This is a genomic window from Vibrio sp. K4, from assembly GCF_051122595.1.
GTDB lineage: Bacteria > Pseudomonadota > Gammaproteobacteria > Enterobacterales > Vibrionaceae > Vibrio > Vibrio owensii.
This window is the reverse complement of record NZ_CP178582.1, coordinates 23,162-46,222: the sequence shown is the minus strand read 5'-3', so window position 1 is coordinate 46,222 and position 23,061 is coordinate 23,162. Positions and strand designations below refer to the sequence as shown.

At 44.2% G+C, this 23,061-nt stretch carries 29 protein-coding genes; 23 read left to right on the top strand and 6 right to left on the bottom strand.

From position 1 onward, the window contains the following. Positions 1-397 precede the first annotated feature (397 nt). The 5 genes from ACLIIY_RS29815 to ACLIIY_RS29795 all read right to left on the bottom strand — a co-directional run bounded on the left by ACLIIY_RS29815 (position 398) and on the right by ACLIIY_RS29795 (position 4,495). A complete protein-coding gene (locus ACLIIY_RS29815; RefSeq protein WP_434529580.1) occupies positions 398-601 on the bottom strand; it encodes a hypothetical protein in 204 nt (67 codons plus the stop codon). A gap of 146 nt (positions 602-747) precedes the next feature. Beyond that, entirely contained in the window at positions 748-1,107 is a 360-nt protein-coding gene (locus tag ACLIIY_RS29810; protein ID WP_434529579.1) for a hypothetical protein, read from the bottom strand. Further along, positions 1,104-1,643: a ParA family protein gene (locus tag ACLIIY_RS29805; RefSeq protein ID WP_261918967.1), complete on the bottom strand. Its 540-nt coding sequence runs from the start codon at positions 1,641-1,643 to the stop codon at positions 1,104-1,106. The genes ACLIIY_RS29810 and ACLIIY_RS29805 overlap by 4 nt, the downstream gene beginning before the upstream one ends. A 965-nt stretch (positions 1,644-2,608) precedes the next feature. Continuing rightward, a complete protein-coding gene (locus ACLIIY_RS29800) occupies positions 2,609-3,436 on the bottom strand; it encodes a hypothetical protein (RefSeq protein ID WP_434529578.1) in 828 nt (275 codons plus the stop codon). A 432-nt stretch (positions 3,437-3,868) separates the two neighbouring features. Continuing rightward, the gene (locus ACLIIY_RS29795; protein ID WP_434529577.1) at positions 3,869-4,495 is read right to left on the bottom strand and encodes an XRE family transcriptional regulator; all 627 of its coding nucleotides are present in this window, start codon (positions 4,493-4,495) and stop codon (positions 3,869-3,871) included. Between the two features lie 385 nt (positions 4,496-4,880). Between ACLIIY_RS29795 and ACLIIY_RS29790 the strand changes: the two genes are divergently transcribed. The 10 genes from ACLIIY_RS29790 to ACLIIY_RS29745 are packed head-to-tail and all read left to right on the top strand — an operon-like array spanning position 4,881 to position 11,428. Then, positions 4,881-5,414, top strand: coding sequence for a hypothetical protein (locus ACLIIY_RS29790; protein ID WP_434529576.1), 534 nt, complete (start codon positions 4,881-4,883; stop codon positions 5,412-5,414). Beyond that, complete coding sequence (locus ACLIIY_RS29785) at positions 5,387-5,569, top strand: TraY domain-containing protein (protein WP_434529575.1); 183 nt, start codon at positions 5,387-5,389, stop codon at positions 5,567-5,569. Before ACLIIY_RS29790 ends, ACLIIY_RS29785 begins: the two co-directional genes overlap by 28 nt. A 53-nt stretch (positions 5,570-5,622) precedes the next feature. Next, the gene (locus ACLIIY_RS29780) at positions 5,623-5,976 is read left to right on the top strand and encodes a TraY domain-containing protein (protein ID WP_434529574.1); all 354 of its coding nucleotides are present in this window, start codon (positions 5,623-5,625) and stop codon (positions 5,974-5,976) included. Then, positions 5,966-6,556 (top strand): lytic transglycosylase domain-containing protein, encoded by a 591-nt coding sequence (locus tag ACLIIY_RS29775; RefSeq protein ID WP_434529573.1) that lies wholly within the window; start codon positions 5,966-5,968, stop codon positions 6,554-6,556. The genes ACLIIY_RS29780 and ACLIIY_RS29775 overlap by 11 nt, the downstream gene beginning before the upstream one ends. A 16-nt stretch (positions 6,557-6,572) precedes the next feature. Then, entirely contained in the window at positions 6,573-6,890 is a 318-nt protein-coding gene (locus ACLIIY_RS29770; RefSeq protein WP_434529572.1) for a conjugal transfer protein, read from the top strand. 2 nt (positions 6,891-6,892) lie between these two features. Beyond that, positions 6,893-7,264 carry a conjugal transfer protein TraD gene (locus tag ACLIIY_RS29765; protein ID WP_434529571.1) on the top strand — a complete coding sequence of 124 codons (372 nt, stop codon included), beginning with the start codon at positions 6,893-6,895 and terminating at the stop codon, positions 7,262-7,264. Further along, positions 7,227-9,560, top strand: coding sequence for a conjugal transfer protein TraE (locus ACLIIY_RS29760; protein ID WP_434529570.1), 2,334 nt, complete (start codon positions 7,227-7,229; stop codon positions 9,558-9,560). Before ACLIIY_RS29765 ends, ACLIIY_RS29760 begins: the two co-directional genes overlap by 38 nt. A 6-nt stretch (positions 9,561-9,566) precedes the next feature. Continuing rightward, on the top strand, positions 9,567-10,226 hold the full coding sequence (locus ACLIIY_RS29755) for a type IV secretion system protein (RefSeq protein WP_434529569.1): 660 nt from the start codon (positions 9,567-9,569) through the stop codon (positions 10,224-10,226). 16 nt (positions 10,227-10,242) lie between these two features. Continuing rightward, positions 10,243-10,476 (top strand): EexN family lipoprotein, encoded by a 234-nt coding sequence (locus ACLIIY_RS29750; RefSeq protein WP_434529568.1) that lies wholly within the window; start codon positions 10,243-10,245, stop codon positions 10,474-10,476. Position 10,477: 1 nt separating this feature from the next. After that, positions 10,478-11,428 (top strand): type IV secretion system protein, encoded by a 951-nt coding sequence (locus ACLIIY_RS29745; RefSeq protein WP_434529567.1) that lies wholly within the window; start codon positions 10,478-10,480, stop codon positions 11,426-11,428. A 118-nt stretch (positions 11,429-11,546) separates the two neighbouring features. On the opposite strand, the gene ACLIIY_RS29740 is transcribed toward ACLIIY_RS29745, so the two are convergent. After that, the gene (locus tag ACLIIY_RS29740) at positions 11,547-11,849 is read right to left on the bottom strand and encodes a hypothetical protein (RefSeq protein WP_434529566.1); all 303 of its coding nucleotides are present in this window, start codon (positions 11,847-11,849) and stop codon (positions 11,547-11,549) included. Positions 11,850-11,925: 76 nt separating this feature from the next. Here ACLIIY_RS29740 and ACLIIY_RS29735 point away from each other — a divergent pair, with 76 nt between their 5' ends. The 13 genes from ACLIIY_RS29735 to ACLIIY_RS29675 all read left to right on the top strand — a co-directional run bounded on the left by ACLIIY_RS29735 (position 11,926) and on the right by ACLIIY_RS29675 (position 23,040). Continuing rightward, entirely contained in the window at positions 11,926-12,081 is a 156-nt protein-coding gene (locus ACLIIY_RS29735) for a hypothetical protein (RefSeq protein WP_434529565.1), read from the top strand. Next, on the top strand, positions 12,078-12,833 hold the full coding sequence (locus tag ACLIIY_RS29730) for a virB8 family protein (protein WP_434529564.1): 756 nt from the start codon (positions 12,078-12,080) through the stop codon (positions 12,831-12,833). Before ACLIIY_RS29735 ends, ACLIIY_RS29730 begins: the two co-directional genes overlap by 4 nt. After that, positions 12,830-13,591, top strand: coding sequence for a TrbG/VirB9 family P-type conjugative transfer protein (locus ACLIIY_RS29725; RefSeq protein ID WP_434529563.1), 762 nt, complete (start codon positions 12,830-12,832; stop codon positions 13,589-13,591). Before ACLIIY_RS29730 ends, ACLIIY_RS29725 begins: the two co-directional genes overlap by 4 nt. After that, the gene (gene virB10, locus ACLIIY_RS29720) at positions 13,591-14,802 is read left to right on the top strand and encodes a type IV secretion system protein VirB10 (RefSeq protein WP_434529562.1); all 1,212 of its coding nucleotides are present in this window, start codon (positions 13,591-13,593) and stop codon (positions 14,800-14,802) included. The genes ACLIIY_RS29725 and virB10 overlap by 1 nt, the downstream gene beginning before the upstream one ends. 93 nt (positions 14,803-14,895) lie before the next feature. Further along, positions 14,896-15,309: a hypothetical protein gene (locus tag ACLIIY_RS29715; protein ID WP_434529561.1), complete on the top strand. Its 414-nt coding sequence runs from the start codon at positions 14,896-14,898 to the stop codon at positions 15,307-15,309. Positions 15,310-15,532: 223 nt separating this feature from the next. Then, complete coding sequence (locus ACLIIY_RS29710) at positions 15,533-15,895, top strand: hypothetical protein (RefSeq protein WP_434529560.1); 363 nt, start codon at positions 15,533-15,535, stop codon at positions 15,893-15,895. Between the two features lie 9 nt (positions 15,896-15,904). After that, entirely contained in the window at positions 15,905-16,495 is a 591-nt protein-coding gene (locus ACLIIY_RS29705; RefSeq protein ID WP_434529559.1) for a hypothetical protein, read from the top strand. A gap of 2 nt (positions 16,496-16,497) precedes the next feature. After that, positions 16,498-16,878, top strand: a complete 381-nt coding sequence (locus ACLIIY_RS29700) for a hypothetical protein (RefSeq protein WP_434529558.1) — start codon at positions 16,498-16,500, stop codon at positions 16,876-16,878. Positions 16,879-17,180: 302 nt separating this feature from the next. Further along, positions 17,181-18,197, top strand: coding sequence for a P-type DNA transfer ATPase VirB11 (gene virB11, locus ACLIIY_RS29695; protein WP_434529557.1), 1,017 nt, complete (start codon positions 17,181-17,183; stop codon positions 18,195-18,197). A gap of 42 nt (positions 18,198-18,239) precedes the next feature. Beyond that, positions 18,240-19,988: a type IV secretory system conjugative DNA transfer family protein gene (locus ACLIIY_RS29690; protein WP_434529556.1), complete on the top strand. Its 1,749-nt coding sequence runs from the start codon at positions 18,240-18,242 to the stop codon at positions 19,986-19,988. A 34-nt stretch (positions 19,989-20,022) separates the two neighbouring features. Next, entirely contained in the window at positions 20,023-20,556 is a 534-nt protein-coding gene (locus ACLIIY_RS29685) for a conjugal transfer protein TraL (protein WP_270052218.1), read from the top strand. 2 nt (positions 20,557-20,558) lie between these two features. Continuing rightward, positions 20,559-22,775 (top strand): DNA topoisomerase 3, encoded by a 2,217-nt coding sequence (locus ACLIIY_RS29680; protein WP_434529555.1) that lies wholly within the window; start codon positions 20,559-20,561, stop codon positions 22,773-22,775. Between the two features lie 91 nt (positions 22,776-22,866). Next, the gene (locus ACLIIY_RS29675) at positions 22,867-23,040 is read left to right on the top strand and encodes a hypothetical protein (protein WP_270052216.1); all 174 of its coding nucleotides are present in this window, start codon (positions 22,867-22,869) and stop codon (positions 23,038-23,040) included. Positions 23,041-23,061 lie beyond the last annotated feature (21 nt).

Genomic DNA, 23,061 nt, shown 5'->3' with positions numbered 1-23,061 from the left:
GTATTCGTGACTGCCATAAGTCCTATCTGTCGGGCTCCAATAACTTCTCAACATTTGTTAGTTATTTTGAAAATGCCGTTTTTATAGACGTTGAGCTTCTTTTGCTTAATAAAAAGCCCTAAGGGATTGGTGAGTAGAAAAGTGATCATTTTGTGGGTTACAGGTCGAGATCGCGATGAAATGAAACCGCATCACAAACGCTTAACATTTGGACGAAAACTGTAATTAACTTTCAGAATGAAAATGGAAGGAATTGAAAGAGAAGACGGGTGATTTCTGCCGTTCTGTAGCAATCAGAGAATGGAGCTGGCAAAAATCACCCTAAATTTAGTCATTTAACATATTTTCCATAATGCGCCCCTCAAAATGAGGGACGGTAAAACACATTCGTATCAGGTTAAAAACTGCCAACACCCTCCCCTTTTCGGTTCGCATGAACAGTCAAATAATTTTCGATGCTCTTACGAGAAACAAACGACTCAACGACGGTTCGCTGAGCTGGTTGGAAAAAATCGCGCTCAATGAGACTGGCGAGTAACCTGAGTTCATCATCAGTAGCGTTTTGGTTTAGGGTGTGGTTAATGCTACAATTCACTTGCATTGAAATTTCCTCCTAGGGGTTTAGTGCCCCCTCGATGTCGGTCGTCGAAAACTACATCGGGGGGTTATTTTAAATTACAAATGTATTTACATTCATAATTACATTTGCACACAAATTTGTAATTACATTTAGAGTTACATATGCAATTACAAAGTTAATGACAATTCATTTTCCATTAATTTTATAATAGCTTCTCGAACTGAGCGGGCTTTCATTTCCTTTGTAACATATTGCATCAACGCATATTCATATACAGAAACTCGAATGGTGGCTGTACCAGCTCGCACAAGCAAACCATTATCCTTGTTCGCTTCAATAAAACCTAATAACTCGTCATGCTCCATACCTTCAATTTCTGACTTAGCATCTCTCCAATTAGATGATAACTTGTTTGCATACTCTTTTTGTTTATCTCTATTGAGTTGTTTCATTTGTTCAACGGTAAGCGAACTATCATCACTAAGCTCAGTTGTTAATTTCCTATTTGATAAGAGTGGATCTTTCATAAAATAACCTCATGTATGAGCTTAGATACATCATTTCTGATTTTCGGAGTAGGAATCTGATCAAAGCGTAACCTGTTCACAATTACCGATTTGGCAACTTTTATATTGAACGACTTTAATGTTTCTTTAGCTTTCAATGTTTCTTTATCGGCTTCTCTGTAACAGCGATTCAAAACGAAAACCGCCTTATCTCTTACATTAAATTGTTGTAAAAGATGGGCTACAGACAGCGCTCTTTCTAAGTCTGTTTCTGTAGGCTGAACAGGTACTATGATCAAACTATCATTATCGTTCTGAGCAATAGCTTCTAACAACGTTCTATTGATAGCTGAGTCAGCACCTTGAGTATCATATAAATAAAAATCAGCATTATCAGGTTCAGAAAGTGAGTTCAAGAATGACTCATATGTAGCTTGGGGATCTGTATCTTTCCCCCAAACCTGATAACCAAGACGAACTAACTCTCTATGGATCTGTTTAATAAGTGATGATTTACCAACACCACCTTTACTACTAAGTAAAACAATACTCTTCATGGTTAAAACCTTTACAAATGTAAGTACATATGTACACCCTCAAGCATAGCACAAACATTACAAATGTAAATCAAAATGTAATTACATTTGTAATCCACAACTAAGATAAATGAATTATTATCAATAACTTAATCCTCTAAACGTACACTTTCGTTCCATTGGGCTTCAGACCCCTTAACCAGCTTAACGTACAAAGCCGTTCCGTTAGAACACACACCCTCGATTCCTTAACGCAAAGCAACTATTACAGTGTCACTATTTTTCTAATTAGTCGCTGCGCGACGAATACCAGAACGCGCTCGCGTAGCGAGTAAGAAGCTCTCTAACCACTCCAGATGAAGCCTAATGGTCTAATGAAGGTAACGGCACAGAAATTGCCCTTCGCCTTGCTAGAATGCGCGAGCGAAGCGAGTAAGATTATGCGATGAAGCTAATGCGATCGCAGTGTTTATAGCTTTGCTGATAGATGAGCAGCGCAGCCAGCTAGGAGTTAGATCCTATTTATTAAGCATTTAATGTTGATGCTGGCTGTAGGTATCATGGAGCGAAGCGACTGCTTTTAGGGGATCGATCAAGTTAGACGTGGGGATGAGACTGACGCGCTATCGCTTGTCGGCTTCGTACTGTCTCTACATTTCCGCTACGCTCCAATATAGCAGCCAGCACGAACCTGAACTAAATATAATTAAATATTTATTTAAGTATTTATGTATATACGAAGTTTAGATACGGAGTACACATAACCGCATTAGACTATTGAGATGATTTTTAGCAGTAATTCTTAACATTATTTTATTGCACTACCTTTTAAAAAGTAAATGCTTCCTATCGATGAAAGATATCGAAATGGTTTATCTATACATAAAAAAGAGACGTAACACTGGCTAAATCTGGTGATTATTTGAACGTTAATGAACTTTAGATGAGCGAAAACCTCCGCCGTAAAGCGGATACAATGAATAGGGTTAGTGAGGGGAGAGGGGTAATTGCCCTTGATGGCTACTCAACCAGCTTGATGTAACGCTAGTATACTCATTAAGCCTCGATGCATTGAAAATCTCTTGGATACCTGCTGCGATGGTTCGGAAGTTCAACCATTCAAAGCGCAACCCTTTCTTGGTGGCACGCTCGCGCGATGCGATAATTAAATCACAAATATTTTTGCGAGTGGTCACTTTTAAATCGTTAAAGAACTTCGCTGTAAATTGCTTGTAGCCTGCGGCACTGCGAACTGTACCGTTTTCATCATCGACACACACATTAATTCTCTCGGTATACATGTATGAAGCTCGACGTAGGTATTTCATTACCTTTGCAAATGATTTTGGGGCAATGTATTCCCCCCAACGAAGGGCATAATCTTCTTGCAGTTGATCGTAACTGATTGTGCTCAGTCCAGCTTCTGTTGGTAAGCCAACACGTCCACCTATCAAATCAGTGTTTGGTAAGATACATGCAAGCACTTTTGCAATGAGAGTTCGACACTGGATGTTATTTATTGCAGCACCACCCCATGCAAAAAGACTAGGGAAGCGTTGTGGATTGGTAATGAACTCCTCACAGCCTTTTAAGATAAAAGCATACTCATGCGGGAGATCAACCCACTCACCGGAACGTAATAAGCGACGCTTGGAAAAACCAAAAGAAAAATTGGGGTTGATTTCTTGCTCACGAGAGACGACTTCATGATGTAGGGCTATCAATTCATGCTTACGCGACTTACGTTTAGCACGATATTCTTTATCGTACTGTGCTTTAGCTACTGTTGGTGATGGGATATTAGTCGTTAACATGAGACTCACCCTCAAAGCTATGACCTAAATGGATCTCATTGAGATAGCCATTCACAATAGGGGTCATTACTTGAGTTTTGAGTCTGTTGGTGTCTTGCTTACAGCAAGAAAAATATAAGTTGGTCATAATATGAGTCTGCTCGATTTTTAGGGTTGCTTGGGTTGGTAGTCCAAACAATGAAACTTCAATTTACAGAAGATCTTCTTAAAGATCAAATAGTAAATTTTAGACACAAAAAAGCCGCTCACGAGCAGGCGAACGGCTTTATGCGAATGCTTTGTAGTTAAGGTACCACCCTTAACACATTCTAATCCTCGAAAAATACACTACATAGAAAACTATGTAGTTAGCGTGCTATGTAATGCACTTTTACTTCAAGAACTTGTAGTGATTATACCTCTTATATCAACTTTTTCAAACAAAGTTTTGGTTTAAAACTTATTTATGCTGTATAGAACCCTGCCTATGACACAGAAGCTATCAAATTCTTTTTGAGTAATTTTTTCATCTGAATACCTGTCATTGAAACTCTTAATTATCAATCCATTAACACTATATTCGAGACGTTTAACCCTTAGAACATCTTCTTGTTTATAAACGTAAACCTTACCATCAATGATTTTTTTATCTGAAGTATCAACAAAAACAATGCCCTTATCAGAAATAGCTGGCTCCATTGAATCACCATGGACTCTGAGTGCAATCACCTTATCTAACGCTTTGTCGCCCAACAAAGGAATAAAATGACCACTAACTAGAATGGATTCCTCACCATTGTTTACAAATCCAGAACCCGCACTACAGCTTACATCCTCATAAAATGGCACTTCAAACTCAGAACCATCATTAGATGAGTTCGTTATCCCATTTACCAACCATTCATAGGTAGTATTTAACACTCGAGATAGCTCTATCAATCTCTTTTGAGATGGGTAGTTTATACCGTTTTCCCATTGATTCACCGCAGACTGGCTAACACCTAATAGTGCGCTTAGCTCCTTTTTTGATATACATAGCGACTCTTCTCTTAATTTTTTTATTCTGCCGCCTAATGACATTTCCCCATCTCACTCACAGTTTACAGACCTATTCTTATTTTCCTCTCTTGTAGAAAAACCATCACTTCCAATGAAGAATTATCACTTTATATTTAAAGTATAGGTTTACAGTGTTTTTTTGATGCTTTATTATACAACCGATCACTGTTCAAAAGATCAGTGACCGCAAAGAGCGCCGAGGGGCGCGGGGTGCGTAATATCCCTAACTTTTAAATCACCTACTACCGCCTGCGTCATGCTGGGGCGGCGACCATGTCCTCTTACTGAGGCGACTGGGAGTACCAGCTAGTTTTACGCTCTTAAAGAGCACTCTTTTATAAGAGTACATAGGTTTGCGCTTCTCTAGTGCAAACCTATGTCACACTCAGCAAGAGGAGTAATGCGCATGAGTAATCTCCACATTGTGTATGGCTTCTGCGAAGACCAACACAAAGCGAGACTCTTTAACCACCTGATTCAAAAAACTTCTATTTTAAGAGTCAAAACCATCGGTCACGTTGCTAACAAAGCGGTTTTTGCCGCACTGACTTATTCATTAATTCCTCCCCATACGGATGACATTTCTTGGTTGCAACGCGCCATTCCTAACAAGAAAAAAACAGTGCGTACTGACATAACAGAATGTCCTACCCTGTCTCGAAAAAAGCATCACCAGTTCGAGCTTTCCAATGAGCAAATCAAGCAACTACAGAAAGCCAGCCGTATTTATCGTAAGCATCGTAACCTCACTCTCACAGAGAAAAATTGGCGGCAACACGTCAACCGTAAAGCCGCATTAAGTGAAGTCGAATGTCTGCTTATGCCAACATTCAAAGACGCTTTTTTTCTCGCACACAATCAACAACCCACACCATACAGCATTTGGAATGAACCCAAGAAAAAGGAGAAACAATGCCAACACCACCCACTAAAAAGTTAACTGGCGTCTGGTTTGAGCTAGATGCTGAAACAAATCAACGATTAACCGAATCCGCAAGAGACAACAAAAGGTCAAAACGGAATGAGGCCAGCGTTCGACTTGCCGATCACTTATTAAAGTTTGATAGCCACATGAAATTACGCACTAAGTCATAGTGCTTTTTTTACCCAAAAAAGATCCAACTTTCGGACTAAAGCAAGGAGGGACAATGCCTTTATCGTCCATCAATTTGTTATTGGACTCCGAAACCACGAAAGCCCTAGAAGAAGCCGCCGCCTTATCGTTTCGAACATTAAGAAAAGAAGCGTCATTACGAGTCATTGACCACATCACGCGCTTCCCTTCTTTGAATGAGACGCCATCTTTTCAGGACGCGAACTCTAGCGTTAAGGTTCATATCCCCATTGAACTAAAAGAAAAGGTGTTGCCTTGCCTTTTTCGTGGTCGTTATCGAGTCAAAACGTACGGCGTTGAATGTGCTCGACGCTTAAAAGACCATTTATTGCGATATCCCACTATCTCTGCTGTTGGCGTGGTTCAGGAGGAAAGACATGCTCCTTGAGTTGAGCGCACTGCTTCCTCTACTCAACACCTGTCAATCACAAGTGGATGCCAGCATCCTTAAACGCCTCATCGACAACGAAAGCTCCCGAAATCCCTACGCCATTGCGGTAATTGGAGCCAAAGCCGTGAATCAACCTGACAACTTAGAAGATGCGCTTCACATTGTCAGTGATTTGGATAAAGGCGGATTCAACTACAGTTTAGGGTTGATGCAAATCAATAAGAAGAACTTTCCGGCCTACGGGCTGACCGTTGAAAAAGCGTTTGACGCTTGCACCAATATAGAGGTCGGTGCCGATATCTACGCTCAGTGTTATCACCGAGCACAAAAACAATCCCCTGATAAGTCACATCAACAACTGCTTGATGATGCTGCTTCTTGTTACTACTCCGGTAACTTTTCTCGCGGCTATCAAAAAGAGGGTAGTAAGCAAGTCAGTTACGTTGAAAAATTCAATCGTGCTGAAAAGCTTCCTTCAAAGAAGATAGCTGAATCTTACGACTCCGTTGAGTCACCACAACCAACCTCACCAAAGCAAACCCACTCATGGGATGTGTTTGGTGATTTTTCTTATTAATCAAGGAAACTTTTCAATGAAACACCTTCATGCTGCAAAACAAAAACTTCAAAACCTGAAAGCCGCGTTCACTTGCGCGGTACCTGCCATGCTGAGCGCCCCAACGTTTGCGGCTGGCGGTCTGGATGAAGCTACCATCTGGGTCGATGAAATCACAACATGGGCTTACACCTTTCTTGGCTCTGCGGTACTGCTCTACTGTATCTACCTTGTGATTATGGCACTGCTAGAGAAAAAGCAGTGGGGCGATGTGTTCGTCGGTATGGCTAAAACCGCTGGGGCTGGCGGTATCATCGTTGCTGCCACTTACGCTTGGTCAATTTGGGGCAGCTAATCATGCCAGACCAAGAACGTGAACAGTTTGCGAGCTATCACTCGCTGGCTCGTAAACCCTTAATTGGTGGTATTCCGGTGATTGCCTTAGTCACTGGATGTGGCGCAATGCTGCTCACTGGTTTTTTAGGGTGTTTGTTCTTTGGTGCAAAAGGGTTGGTTTTACCAGCCCTTATTGCTGCAACGCTGCTCTACATTCGCATTCGCTGCATGGACGACAGCCGAGCCACCGAGGACATGAAATGGGAGCTAAAAGGGTTCTTAACTCGTCTGCGTTGCCAATCAACCACCATCTCTTTCACTTCCATTGACGATAATCCTCTAAGGAGAAAGCAACATGTCAGTGAATGGTTTAAAAACAATTCCCCTCACTAACCGATTACCTGCCTACGGCTATCCCATCAATCGCACCATGATTGCGTTGGATGATTCAAAACTCATGGCAACCATCTGCTTAAATGGCATTCCCTTTGAGTCCGAGTCGCACGAAACATTGAAACAAGCGTTCGACTTAGTGAAAGGGTTACTCAATACCTTTTCTCGCAAGTACGGCAACTCACTTGGTGTATGGACGCACATCATTAAACGCAAAGAACACTTTCATGCTGATTACCAGTTTGAAGGGGACTTTATGCAAAATTTCGCTGAGCGTTACTTAGCGAAGTTCTCCGGTGAAGACTTCTACAACGTTCGTTATTACTTAACCTTTGTGCTCAACTACAAAGGTACGTTGGAAGAAGGCGAAGACACGCTGGCTGACATATTAAAAACCGTCACCGCCGCATTGAAACGTTTTGGGTGCAACACGTTAAAAGTTAGCGACGACCATCGTTGTGAGCATGTTGAGTTTTTGTCTTATCTGCTCAACTACAACGACGAGGCCAAACCATTAACGGCAGAAAAAGTGCGCAATTATCTCGGTCACAGCGATTGGCATTTTGGACACGACATTTTAGAAGTGCGTAACGCCAACAGTGAATCGAGTCGGTTTGCGACTTTCTTTGAAGTGGACGCTTTACCTATCACCACCGAATTAGGCATGTGGGACTTCATCTTAAATCAACCGTGTGAGTTCATCCTGACGCAATCCATGATTTTGATGCAGGGACTCAAAGCGCAAAAGATGATTGATAAGCAGGTCAACCTCATTGAGTCCAGTGACGGGGCAGAGCATGAGTTAGGTGAACTGCAACAAGCGCGTGATTACGTGGCGTCTGAGACCATTACATTTGGTGATTACCATGCGTCACTGGTCGTATTGGGAGATTCACCGGATAAAGTGATTACCAATAGCGCCGACTTTAGCGGTCAGTTCTTAGCAAAAGGAACGGTACTCAAACGCTCGAACCTCAAATCGCAGTTCACGTTTTTGAGTACCTTGCCAGCGTCCAAAGAGCGCATCAAACCAGCGCCAAAGACCATCACCAATTTAGCGTGCTCCTGGTCTTTACATAATTACTCAACTGGCAAAGCCACAGGAAACCCGATTGGAGATGGCAGCGCTATATTGCCTTTGAAAACTCTATCGAATTCCTTGTTCTACTTTAACTGTCATGCATCCCAAATTGGTAAAAACGTCACAGGGCAAAAGCTTGCTGGCCACACCATGATATTAGGCGCATCGGGCACAGGTAAGACGGTGTTTGAAGCGACATTGACGGGGTTCTTTACTCGCTTTCATCAGCAGATATTTTGCATCGATTACAAGCGCTCTACTGAAATGTTTATTCGCGCATTTAACGGTGAATACTTCTCGATTAAAGAAGGGGAAGACACTGGCATCAATCCGTTTCAGCTTGAACCTACATCAAAATTGGTGAGTTTTTTGAACCGATTGGTGTGCCGACTGGCGCAAGATGAACACGGCCACATCAACGCACATGATGAAAACGAAATCAAAGACGCGATTGATAGTGTAATGCACTTCGAGGCGCCAATGCGCGGTTTGAGTATGATGCTGCAATCCATCCAAAACCCTGACCTACGTTTGCGGTTAAGTAAGTGGTGTCGGAGTGAAAACGGCAAGCTGGCGTGGTGTTTGGATTCGCCAAGAAATCAGTTCAATCCAAAGGAAATGAACCGAGTTGGCTTTGATTCGACCTTGATGCTGGAAAAAGACTCAAGCGGTCAAGTTCATCCGGCGAGTGAACCACTGTTAGCGTGTCTATTTTTCTTGAAGGATTTGATGCAAGAGTCAGGCAAATTGCTGCAAACCATCGTGGAAGAGTTCTGGATGCCAGCAAACTTCCCTCTGACGCAAGAGGTTATGAAACGAGCACTCAAAACTGGACGCCTGATGAATGAGTTTATGGTGCTTGCTTCACAGTCTCCAGAAGATGCCATTGAGTGCGATATTTTCCCTGCAATCGTTCAACAAACGGCCACCAAGGTTTACTTACCGAATCCTGACGCTGAGTATCCCGCTTACAAAAAGTGCAACCTGACGAAAGGGGAGTTTACCAAGCTGCAAGCGCTTGCCAAAGACAGTCGTACCATGCTCATCAAGCAATCGAACACCAGTTGTTTTGCGCAGTTTGACCTTGTCGGATTTGATGACGTTTTCCCTATTTTATCGGGTGAAACGGCCGACATTGTGTTGTGTGAATCTATCCGCGCCGAAGTCGGGAACAACCCTGATGTATGGATACCGGAGTTTATGAAAAGGAGATAATCCACTATGTTTAAACGTTCGACTTTCACATTAACCCTTTCGCTTATTCTTGCGACACCGGCTTACGCGGGTATCCCTGTCATTGACGTTGCAGGTATCACGCAAATGATCACCGATAGCACTGCGCGCGCGCATGAGTTTACGCAATCTATCACCGAAGCGCGTAATCGCCTCAATCAAATGAAAAACCAAGCCGAGCACTATAAGTCGATGGTCGAAGGTCATTATAGTTTTGAAGATATCCTCACCGATCCAAATCTCAACGACATCATTGATTTGAGTGATTACAGCGATTTATACGACGCTGTTGATGATATTTCAGACTTACGTGATGAATTCGGACTTAAATCTGATGATCCATTGGTGCAACGTCGATATGATATGCAACTGAAACAATTTCGCTTTCAAGAAATGTTGTACGAACGCAGCGCCAAGCGCAGCGAACGTATGAGTCGATTGCTCGGTCAATTTGAAACGGCAACCACACCTGCCGCCAAAGAAGATCTGGGTAACAGCATCAATTTTGAACAAATACAGATGCAGAACGATCAGCAAATGATGGTTGCCATGTCCGATATGCTAGAAAGACAAAAGCAACTTGAAACCGAACAACGATTAAATGACAGCTATCAAAAATTCATGTACGGCGATGGCATCGCCTATTAATAAGGACACACTTACTATGAAGCAATTCATATCTTTAATTTTTTTCACTGTTTTATTAAGTGGTTGTGGTGAAGATACTAAAAGTATTGAATATTATTCAAAACACTTAGACGAAGCTAAGAACATCGCGATGGAGTGCAAAAAAGATACTTCTACACTTTCAGAAAATTGCAAAAATGCAATAAATGCTGTCTCTGAAGCTAATTATCAAAAATTTATGCACGGTGATGGTCTTTCTTTAGGAGAGTAATATGTTTGAGCGGCTGTTTGAGTTCATAGAACAAATAACTCAAAACAACATTGGACGCCTTGTAGAGATATTTACCGCCACGATCACGCCCCTTCTTGGGGCGTGTGTCGTTTTATATGCAATCTATCTTGCATACCAAGCTTTGTATGACGCTGAAAATATGATGATCATGGAATCCATGAAATTCATCGGCTCTTTAGCACTCTGCACAACTGTCGCCTTAAACAGCGCATGGTATCTCGATAGCATAGTCCCAATTGTTTACTATTCGGGGGATGATATTGCGGATGCACTACTAGGCTCAACTGGCAGTGGTTCTCTACAGACCATGTTCGACACAATGGCTAAACAGTTCTTTAAGACATGGGAAGAAGTTAACTTTGGGATGGCAGATTCATGGGGTAGATCCATACTCTTTGCAATCATGGCATTACTGATATTACTTGGCTATATCCCGTTTATTGCAATTGCAACAGCCTACTTATTGATCGCGAAGGTAATGGTCAGCTTCCTATTGATACTTGGTCCACTGTTCATCATGTTCGCGTTTTTCCCCTCCACACGGAACATGTTTAGGTCGTGGACAGGACAATGCTTAAACTATGTTTTATTAGTCATCGTTTATCCTATTGCGTTCAACCTGTTCACCGAAACCATTGAGTTCGTCATTTTTGGTGAAGGTGTTGCAACAGTCGGATTTTCAACCGTGATTATGACCATCATTTTATTTGGCTGCTGCATCTTAATCTCTGTCCAAATTCCGGTGTTCACTTCGTCTCTTTCTGGCGGAGTCGGGATCAACGGGTTGGTCAGTAACATTGGCGCAGGTCTTCGTGGCGCTAGTAATGCGGCCAAAGGTACATACAATGCGGGTAAAGCAGCTAAGCAAGGCGGAGGCAAGTTAAGCAGAGCCATTGCTGACAAGTTTAAAAATAACGTTAAACCAGGATAAGCTCCAACCACAACTCAACTCTTTCATCTTGCCGCGTTCTGCGGTTTTTTTGCACCTGAAAAAGAAACCAAGATGACGATGAAAGAGAAATCAGATTAGGTTGGAAACTTAATTATTACTAAATAACTTCCCAAATTAATCTTCCAATGACGAACACGATCCCACAAAACAAGCATATGAAAATTATATCTCTAATCCATTTTGCAAATGCAGCTAACAAGCCGCCAGATAAGATAGAGCAAAAAACAACAATAGAAAATCGCAACCATTTAGGCAGGTCAATCTCAAGCAAAATTTGGTTTGAGATAATACCTGTCAAAATACAACCTATTAAAAACAAACCTCCAGCCCAACTAGCAAGAGATTCCTCTTCGTATTCACTTTCAGAAAGAAATTTATCTCCGACTCTGTATCTAGCCATTCTGATCTCCTTAATTAACCTAAACCAGCTTCTATTTGATAAGCGTAAAGCTGGCCTCTTTATACGGAAAAGTATTATGCAACAAATACTCATTACTCTCACGGCAATATTAGCATTATCAGCTTGCTCTTCTACACCGCCGCCGCCACCTGAGCCAAAAGGCAAAATTCAAGCCGTTAACCCATCCAAAATCAATCTTGCCGACCTTTACACTCAAGGACGTAACTCATGACAACCACCATTGATTCTGCGCTCGATGCCAATCGACAAAAAGTAGAAAGTAAGCCAAACGCCAAGCACCAAAAACAAGCCGACTTGTTCCTTGAGGAAATCAAGCTGTTTGAGCAAGACCGCGTAGAACTCGCTATTCAGTCTCGCCGCACCGCTTGGAAAGTCGCGGCGGGCGCTTGTGTATTAGCTATCCTTCTTGCGATCGCGCTCGTGGTCATGATGCCCCTAAAAACGGTGGACTACCGATTGCTAACCATCAATCAACAAACGGGCATAACTGAAATCGTTCAACCTCTCGCTGATGCAAAGCGCATCACCTACGGCGAGGCGTTAGACAAGCATTGGTTAAGTCGTTACATCATCACGCGAGGCTCTTATCAATGGCAGACCGTTCAAGACGCATTGGAATACATCAAGCTCACGAGCCGCAACGATGTGTTTAGCGCGTATAACGCCATGCTCCGAGGCGAACGTTCCCCTGTGAGTGTGTTCAAGGAGAACAAAAAAATTGCCATGAGAGACGTCGCTATCTCATTTCTTCCAACGAACCAAGACCAAGTGTTAGCGCAAGTGTCGTTTACTCGTGTGGTACTCAATAACGACGATACGCCCGATGTGAGTTACCAACCGACCAAATGGAGTGCAACGGTCACGTTCGACTACCTCAAAGAGATTAAAAAAGAGTCCGAACGTCTATTGAACCCGTTGGGTTTTCGAGTCACCAGTTATCGAGAAGATAAGGTTATCCAATGATGAAATACGCTTTACTCTCTCTAAGTTGTGCGTTGGCATTCTCTGCCAACGCCTTAACTCTGCCTTCCTCTCAAGGTAAAGACAGTCGCATCACTTATGCCACGTATGATCCGAGTGAAGTCATTGCGGTTCGTACTAAAGTTGGCGTCGCAACGCTTATCCAATTAGATAAAAATGAAACCGTCGTCGGTGAACACTCCGGTTTAGCCATGGGGGATGCAGCCGCTTGGGGCTTTAATGTCCGTGGTAATAACATTTTCTTTAAACCGCAAGCTAAGCAGCCCAACACCAACTTAACCATTGTCAGCGATTTAGGCCGTACTTATTCGTTTGAACTGTTCACCAGTAAACAACCATTTTATGTGTTGAAGATGAAGTACCCAAAACCCAAAGCGGTTGATACGACACCTAATAAAGCGCCGTGCACCAATGGGAAGTATAACTTCCGCTATGGCAAGTGGGGAGCGGAGGAATTGGCTCCCCAATACGCTTGGGATGATGGGCGCTTTACGTGCATGAAGTTCGCTAAAAACGCTGAACTGCCCGTGATTTACCAAATCAATGCCGACGGTAAAGAATCTTTAGTTAATTATCACATAGAGAAAGACACCATTGTGATCCAGTCGGTCGCGAACGAATATCGTCTGCGCCTAGGAGATCGCGTGGTGGGTATACGCTCTGACTTTGTTGAGTTCGCCGGATACAACCGAAAAGGCAGCACCATTAAGGCAACTCGTGTGATTAAGGAGGGGATGTAATGGATGAAAACAACGTAGGCATTCCAAGTGCTGGCGAAACGCCCAACCTTGACCGTGGTGAATTAATGGTCAGTGGTCGAGCGAAGAAAAAGAACATCATTGCGATTGTGGCTTTGGTTGCCATTGCTTTGATTGTAGTCGCTATCGGTGTGACAATTGCCGTCAAGCAATTCTCAAATACTAAAGAAGAAACTACTACAACGGAAACGACCACCGTTGGACAAGCAGAAGTGAGTGGTGTAGAGAAAGGCACTGTCGGTAATGATGCGGCGTGGTTTGATGCCGTGAAACAGCAACGTGAAAAAGAGAAGGAGCAAGAAAAAAGAGCGCTAGAGCGAGCAAGGCAACGTCAACTCGAAGAAGCAAAAGCCAACGCAGAGCGCAATAAAAAAACCACCGTTCCAACCAATGACGTACCAACGCCCACAGTCAACACATCAACGTCAAACACTCAACGTTCCAATCAACGTGATAAGGATGCCCCTTCTACACCCCAAGAGCGTCGCCTTATGGCGGGCTTAATGGTCAATGGTGGTGACAAGGGCTCGTCGTCTCAATCACCAGCGCAGCCACCAAAGGCGCACGACACCAGTTATGATGCCCCAACGTTTGCACTAGGCAGCGCAACCCAACGTCCAGCTCACTCATTAGATTTCTTACTCAAACATGGCAGCGTCATTCCTTGCGCTTTGTACAGTCAGATTATTTCTGACTACCAAGGCATTGTCATGTGCAGAGTCACACAAGATATTTACAGCGCCAACGGTAAAGCATTGTTGGTTGAGCGAGGTTCATTACTGACAGGCTCGCAAAATGTTGAACTGGAGCCGGGCAAAAGTCGTGTATTCACCACATGGGCGGACATAGAAACGCCTAACGGCATTTCTATTCGTATCGATTCACTTGGTGCAGGACGACTAGGTGCAAGCGGCAGCGAAGCGTGGGTAGACAATCACTTCAAGGAACGCTTTGGCGGCGCTATCTTGTTGTCGTTCATTGACGATGCCTTTGAAGCATTAGCCAATAAAACATCGAGTTCAGACAGTGATATTTCGTTTGATAACTCCACCGACAATGCGACTGATATGGCCGAAAAAGCCCTTGATGCCAGCATCAATATTTCACCCACTGGTTACACCCAAATCGGTCAACGCATCAACATCATTGTGGCGCGAGATATCGACATGTCGAGCGTTTACACTTTTCAGTAACCCTCATTTGGACGGTCAGCGAATTTACATTAATGGTATCTATGTGAAATTTTAGACTCTTGCTGGCCGTCCTCTCATTAACAAGGAAACAGCATGACGACCATTAACGCACATCAACTCATGGTTGGTATGACCATTCGTTGCCCGATTGACGGCGACATCATCACCATCTCTGATTTAATCGCCAATTCAGAGTCTTCACTTGGACTTGGTTGTGACAAGGGCTATACCAGCGTTGATGTGAATGACACATTTGAATTGGTTAAGCCGTTTGACTTAACCAAAGCCAACCTTAACTGGATAAGTGAGCAGCTTACAGAAATCAAAGAAACACACATTAATGAAGCCATGCGAAGCTTAGCGTGGGGAACAGAGCAAGATGCGGATAAAGCGGAAATCGAAATCACACCCTATTGTTTAAATCGTGTGACTTACGAACTAATTCATGGTGCAGAGCCTATAAGTTTAAAAAAGATGCCTTCAAATCCTTTTTTGATGCGTTATTAGAAGACAAAGCACTTGTTCGCTTAGTTGTGATTGATGGCGATCTACAAACATGCTCACAACGTCTCGATGACGTACCCTATTTGTCTTCTCTACTCACGCTTCAAACTTTCTCAAACCACATACAGCCGCTACTCCATCCCGATAATTTACCCCAACTCACACACTGGATAATGCTTGGGTGCGAGTTTATCAATATCGACTTTTTGCAGAAATGGAAACACAAATGAACACTCAATCCACACTCGTTAAGAACGGTCTTCAAGGACTTTTTCTTGTCGCTTTAGTGACTGTCATTACTGCACTGGCGCAGGTAGCGCAGCTTTATACGTCATACGATGTATTGCGCATGAATACGTTAACCGAGTGGGCTAAAGTTCATCCTGAGCAAGCTCCAGTAGTGAAAGCATTTATCCAAACTTGCCTATCGAATTCTGATACTTCTCTCAATCCGGTAGACCCCAACAGCGTTCATTTAGCTGCTCAAAGAATAACAACGTGTATCGAACATCCGCTAATGGCGCAAATACAACACGCTGATAAACAAATCAGCGCGGTTGCGTTTCCACTATCTCTTTTTGTGAAATAAGGAGTCACCATGCAATACGCTCTCTTTCCTATCAACAACGCGCCATTTCGTCCTTTATTAGATACCGCAGAACTCTACGCGCTTGAGCAAGGTGAAACTGCCCTCATTGACCATCAACCTAACGAAGACTACGAACAAACGTTAGAAACCGTGTTGGTTTACGGCGCTTACATGCCACAACCAGATTTTGAGTTCCCTAAAGATGAAATCAAACGTCACATTAAAGCCGATATCAATCATTGGCTCGTTCATCTCAAAGGAACACAAATGCAATACCTCGCCATAGAAGACATTGAGCCCTTTTATGACGTCACCATCACCACTTCTTGCGGTCATTGCCCCAAGCCTCACGCCACGCCAAACGTGGCATTTGCGGCATTGATGTACTTACCCAAGGACTTTGAGTTTGGCAGTACACACGCTAAAACCGCGTATTGCCGTTGGTTCAACATGGACGCACTGACCAATGCGTTAAACAGAAAAGGGCTTTACGCCCTGATTGCATCAGATAAACGCTTTAGCTCTGCGTTAACGAAAGAGAACTGGCGTGAACGTATCGACACCAAGCGCGCCATTCGACTTGCTCAAAAATGGAGGTAAGCATGAAAGCCAAAGTAAAAACGTGGATAGAAAAACAGCTTCTTTCACATGGTTATATCAAAACGTCCACGCTTAACGCACAGCTCAATTTTGCTCGCAGTGTCGCTAAACGACTAGATGAACACAGAGAAGTGGTTGAAGCGATTGAAAACAATACCTCATTTTTTCAAACCCACCCTTGGCACGCTAACCATCTCGCCATTCAAGATGATTACCTGATGCGCCTATTTAAGCTTGTGCACGGTCATTTCCCAGACACCTCAGAACAAGGACAAGACAAAGCGGTATTTGAGGGGAAGTACGTCAGACCTCGCCCTGTCATTTTGGGTGAATGTCAATTACCTGATTACGTAGCTTTGCATCACAAGAGAGAAGTTGAATGAACGCAAAAATTATAAATATGAGTTATTTCGTCGGCATCATCATGCTGCTTTGTGCTGGATTATATTGCTATCAATGGCTTCAAACTTGTCACAGTTCAAAACCTTTAGCCGTTGTCTCACCCTCTCCAAGCGTGAGTTTCTTTGACCGTGTCATGAGTTGTCAAAATTCGAACAATAAAATCTAAGCTCGCTTTTGGCTGCTATATGCTCGCATGTAGAGCCAAAAGGAGTACCACGCTTGCGTGGATTGTTTTTCATAAATCATCATTTCTCTTCATCAACAAATCATTCGAGTCACCTAAATGAATACCATTGATAAAGCCGCCACCGTTAACCAACTTTTGGTGATGACGGGGCTACGCCCTTTCTTAGACCTTGATGGTCTTACCGAAATTGCCATTAACCGACCAGAAGAGGTTTGGTTTGATCGTGGTAACGGGTGGGAGTGTGAAACACTTCCTACTCTAACGTTGAACCTATGCCTAAGCCTTGCTAAAGCGCTCGCCACGTTTGCAGGATTGCCTATTCCCCTCGGTGAAAACAATCCGGTGGCTTCCGTTATTTTCCCTGATGGGGAACGGGGACAAATCGCCATACCGCCAGCGACCGAAAACGGCATTGTCAGCATGACCATTCGTAAGCCGTCATTAACGCGCTTCTCACTATCGAGCTATCAAGAGTCCGGTCGCTTTTCTGATTTCAAAGACATGGACATGAGCAAGGTTGAACTCACGCCCGTTCAAGAGCAACTTCTTGCGCTCAAGCAAAAAGGCGAAATGGCGGCATTCTTTAACCTCGCCGTCAAAAGCAAACTCAACATCTTGCTTGTCGGGGGAACAGGGTCAGGTAAGACCACCGTCATGAAAGCCATGGTAGATGAGTACCCAACCGATAAACGTTTGTTCACCATAGAAGACGTACACGAGCTGGACTTACCCTACCATCCTAATCACCTTCATCTGTTCTATAAGCAAGGCGGATTAACGCCTAAACAAATCATCGAGTCGTGTATGCGAATGAAACCCGACCATGTGTTGCTGGCTGAACTACGCGGTGATGAAGCATGGACGTACCTTGAAATGCTCAACACTGGTCATGAAGGTTCTATCACCACCATTCACGCTAATGACTGCTATTCCACACCAGCACGTCTTGCTGGATTGGTCAAACAATCCGAAGTCGGTCAAACCTTAGATTACGAACACATCATGCGCACCATTCGAACCAGCATTGATGTGATTGCGTTTTTCAAACACACCCGTTTAGTGGAAATTCATTACGATCCATTAGAGAAGAACCGGTTACTGAGTGAGGGCTAGTTCATGGCAATATCAAAACAGAAAAAAGGAGCATTGTTTTTCATGTTCCTTTTTTTTACCGCATTATTTTTTGTCGCTGGACTGTATGGTGGCGGTGCTGCTTATTACAAACTGACTCAAATCTCTATGGAGCATTTGAGTTACCACAGCCTGATTGACCAGTGGCAGCTTTATCACACCAACCCTGACATTAAGAAACGTCTCGTTGCTGGCATTGCAGTTTGCGGCCTTGTCACGCTCATTCCTACCTTCATGAGCATCATTGTTCTGATAGCGATTCAGGAAAAAGAAGAAATCCACGGCAGCGCTAAGTTTGCCACTGACATGGACTTGGCCAAGTCGGGATTATTCCCTGACCTAAAAGATGAAAACAAATCCCCTACCATCCTATTAGGCAAAATGCCAAAGGGACGCTTTAAAGACCGATTCATTGAATTGGACGGGGCACAATTTGCTGAGGTTGCAGCACCAACTCGGAGCGGTAAAGGGGTCGGATTGGTCGTTCCCAATGGTGTGTCTTATCAGCACTCCATGGTGTGCACCGACTTTAAATTCGAAAACCTCATACTGACAGGAGGATTTAGAAAACGCTGTGGTCAGGACGTATTTTTGTTCGCACCGGATGGTTTTGCACTTTCCCCCGAAGACCGCGACGCCGAGCAAGTGCGTTCTCACCGCTGGAACTGCTTTGACTACGTCAGTCGTAGTCGTGCGTATCGAGTCGGTGACGTCCTGAACATCACCGCCAGCTTATATCCAACCAACGGCGACAAAGGCGATATTTGGAATGAACTGGCTGGTAAACTGTTTAAAGGCTTGTGCTGTTGGATGCTCGATACCGAAACCATTACTGGCATTAAACCGTCATTGCCCTATGTGCTAAAGCTCGTTGGTGTGGATGGGGGCTTACGTGCATGGATGCGCCGCGAGCTAAGGAACGACTACGTCTCTGATGATGCGCGTTTTGAGTTCAACAACTGCCTCTCTATGGCGGAAGAAACCTATTCCAGTGTCGAGAGTAATCTGCTTAGTCCATTGGCAATATTCAGTGACCATGTCACCGCCGCCGCCGTGAGTGAGTCGGACTTTGATTTTCGTGACCTACGCAAAAAACCAATGACGATTTACGTAGGTTGTACACCAAACAACCTACCTAAATTTGGCAAGTTGCTTAACCTGTTCTTTGAGCAACTTATCTCTCAAAACACCCAAACACTGCCAGAGCATGACAGCAGTTTGAAATATCAATGTTTGTTGCTGCTCGACGAGTTCACCGCCCTTGGACGCATCAAACAAATTGAGAAAGCCATCAGCTACACCGCAGGTTATAACCTTCGTTTTTTGACCATCTACCAAGATGACAGTCAACTTGAAGAAGTCTATGGAAGAGAAAACGCTCAAAACATCCGTAAGAACCACGGCGTCAGAGTGGTGTACCCACCCAAAGAAGTGGACGAGACCGCGAAGCGCGTATCTGACACGTTAGGTACAAAGACGGTTAAAAAACGCAAGGTCAGCCGCAGCCTTGGTAAACACGCCAGTCGCTCCATCAGCGATGATGAAATCAAGCGCCCTCTCATGATGCCTCATGAAGTCGTGGAGTTGGGTTTTGAGAAGCACCCTGTCGCCACCAAAGTGGGGGTGAAGACGCTCATTCTTAAAGAGAACCAACGCCCCTTTATCGCCAACAAAATCATCTACTTTGATGAACCGACACTAGCTTGTCGAGTGAACTACGCCAAAGCGAATATCCCCGACATTCCGTTGCTGCCACTCAATACCGCAGCCTAATTGAATTTACAAACTGACAAAAAGGATAACGTCCATGAAACCGTTATTGATGACAGCCGCACTGAGTGCGGCTTTTTTATTGCCAACCACTTCCACTTACGCCGCCAGTGAAAACGAATGCGCCATTTGGTTATGCCTTCCTGCCGCCTTTGCCGTTGATGGTTGCGGCGCAGCGAAAGATGCTTTTATTGACCGCATCAAACACTTCAAGCCCCCACTGCCAAGCTTTACCTCCTGTATGTACGCCGGAGACCTACCAAGTGGGACGCCTGATAGCTCTGAAATGAGTTCGGTCACAGGCTCTGCCGCTTATGTCCCTGCTCGTGAAGAGTGCAAACGTTGGGGCATGTTTGGTAATGAGTGTATGCAGTCAGAAATCATCCCAAGTCACATTGTGAAAAACCAACGATGTAAACGAGCAGAAGGGGGCGAACGCAACCCTCGTTATTGCACCAAAACCATCAATTACGTCCAAACCAAACTCGACGGTCAACTCTATGGTGAACCGTACTACTACGACAATAACGGTGGTACGTATCTCGAAGGCTCAACACAGTTGGAGAATTAAACATGATTGTCTACATTGCAGAAAAGCCCTCACTGGCTAAAGCCATCTTTGAAGGTTTGGGCGGCAACCCTCAAACCCAAAAAAGAGAAGGGTATTACCAACATAACGAACATTGCGTCACCCATTGCGTGGGTCACTTAATGGAACTCTTTGACCCACAAGATTACGACGAAAAGTATCAAAAGTGGTCTTACGCCGATTTACCCATCGCCACACACTACCCGCCGAAGCTCAAAGGGAAACCTGACACCAAGCAGCAACTACAAACCGTACTCAACCTCATCAAAAAAGCCGACACCATCGTTCACGCTGGCGACCCTGACGATGAAGGACAATTGTTGGTTGATGAAGTGTTGAACTACGCGGGGAACACCAAACCGGTTCTTCGCTTACTGGTGGCCGACTTAAACCTTGCTCCTGTACAAAAAGCGTTAGCCAACATGGAGCCTAACGAGAAATACGTACCATTAGGCATGAGCGCCCTTGCTCGTTCGGTGGGCGACCAAAGCTTCGGTTATAACCTAACAAGAGCCTGTACCTTAAAAGGGCGTGAGAAAGGCTTCTACGGCGTTCTAAACGTGGGACGTGTGCAAAGTGCGGTATTAGGTCTCGTCAACGCTCGTACCCTTGCCAATCAAAACCACACCGAAAGCTTCTATTACGATGTTTACGCACAATTTGATTGCAACGGCCATTCGGTGAAAGCCAAGTATCAAACCACCGACGACGACCAAGTGGATGATAAAAAGCGCCTGATTTCTGAATCACACGCCAACTTTCTTCAACAGAAAGTGAAGGGGCAATCGGGACTGGTGACGTTAGCGGTGACAAAACCTGAGAAGAAGCAACCACCTCAACCACTCAACCTGTCTACGTTACAACAGCTTTGTGCTAAGCAGTTTGGTTACAGCGCCAAACAAACGCTCGATATCATGCAAAGCCTGTACGAAACGCATAAGTTACTCACTTATCCGCGTACTGATAACCGCTTTTTGTCTGACGAACATTACTATCAAAGCAGTGATATTCTGGCAGCGATTCAAGTAACCATGCCAGGATTGGTTGATGCGACTCAACACGTCGATATGAGCCGCAAACATAAAGCGTTCAATACCGAAAAGATTGAGGCGCACCACGCCATTATACCGACCACCAAATGCGGCAATGGCAACGCACTGAGCAAAGACGAGCAACAGGTTTACGATTTGGTTGCCCGTTACTTTATTGGATTGTTCTACCCTGAATCGGTGCGTGACAAAACCAAGGTGATGTTCAATGTCGAGGGGCATCAGTTCAGCGCCACGCAAAGCGTGTTAGTTGAGCAAGGTTGGGAAGTGCTTCATTCTGCAGAAAGAGAAGAAACGGATAGCTCGCAAGGGTTTGATTTATCGTCCTTAAAATCCAACACGCCAACGGCTTGTCTCGATACTAGCATTGAAAAGAAGAAAACCAAACCGCCGAAATACTTCACAGAATCAACGCTACTTTCAGCTATGACTCGCGCTGCCAGTTTCATTGAAAACCCTGAGCTTCGCGCCAAGCTCGAAGCCAAGGACAAAGACAGCAGCGACCGTGGCAGCATCGGAACCGAAGCCACACGCGCCGATATCTTAGGCAAGCTTGCTGCTAACACGAATCTCATTAGTGTTGTGGAAGAAAAAGGCTATTCTGAAAAAGTGTGGAAAACCACTAAACAAGGACAAGAGTTCTGCAAAGCCTTGCCTAAAGAAGTCACCCAACCGGATATTTCTGCGATGTGGGCGGAAAAGCAAGCCTTAATAAAAACGGGCGAGTTTACCGTTGAAGCGTTTATTGCAGAGGTAGACAGCTACATTGCGCAGCGCATTGAAGCGCTCGATAAAAACGGCATTGATATCACGGCTAACACTGTCCCTTGTCCAAGCTGCGGTAAACCGCTTGTGCCAAGACAGGGGAAACACGGCAAGTTTTGGTCATGCACAGGCTACCCTGAGTGCGAGAAAGCGTACCCTGATAAGCAAGGCAAGCCAGATTTCACGCCACGCGCAAAACCTGTCGTCAGCCAACACAAATGTCCTACATGTGGCAAAGGGCTTATCCGCCGTAAAACCAATCGCGGTAAAGGTAAGTATTTTTGGGGCTGCTCTGGTTATCCAGACTGCACCACCATGCTTTTTGACCACAAAGGCAGACCAGATTTTAACTCTGCCAAACCGTCATTGGGTACATCCAGCCAATAATCACCTTGTCATTCAAGTTATTCAAAGGATTGGTATTGGATATTGAATTATGCGAAATTAATTATCCAATTTATTCACGTAGAGTAATCTTATGCCACGAGAAAGAAAGGCTCGTTCCGATGCCGATATTGCAACTATTGAGGAAAATATTGAAGAAGTCTACGGCCTACCAGAAGGAAGCGTAGTGATTACAAATCCTGATGGTTCGAATGCCAGAGGGGACAAACACATCGGTACGTTGCGAGACGACTACGATAATGACTAAAATCATTATCGACTAAAAAGC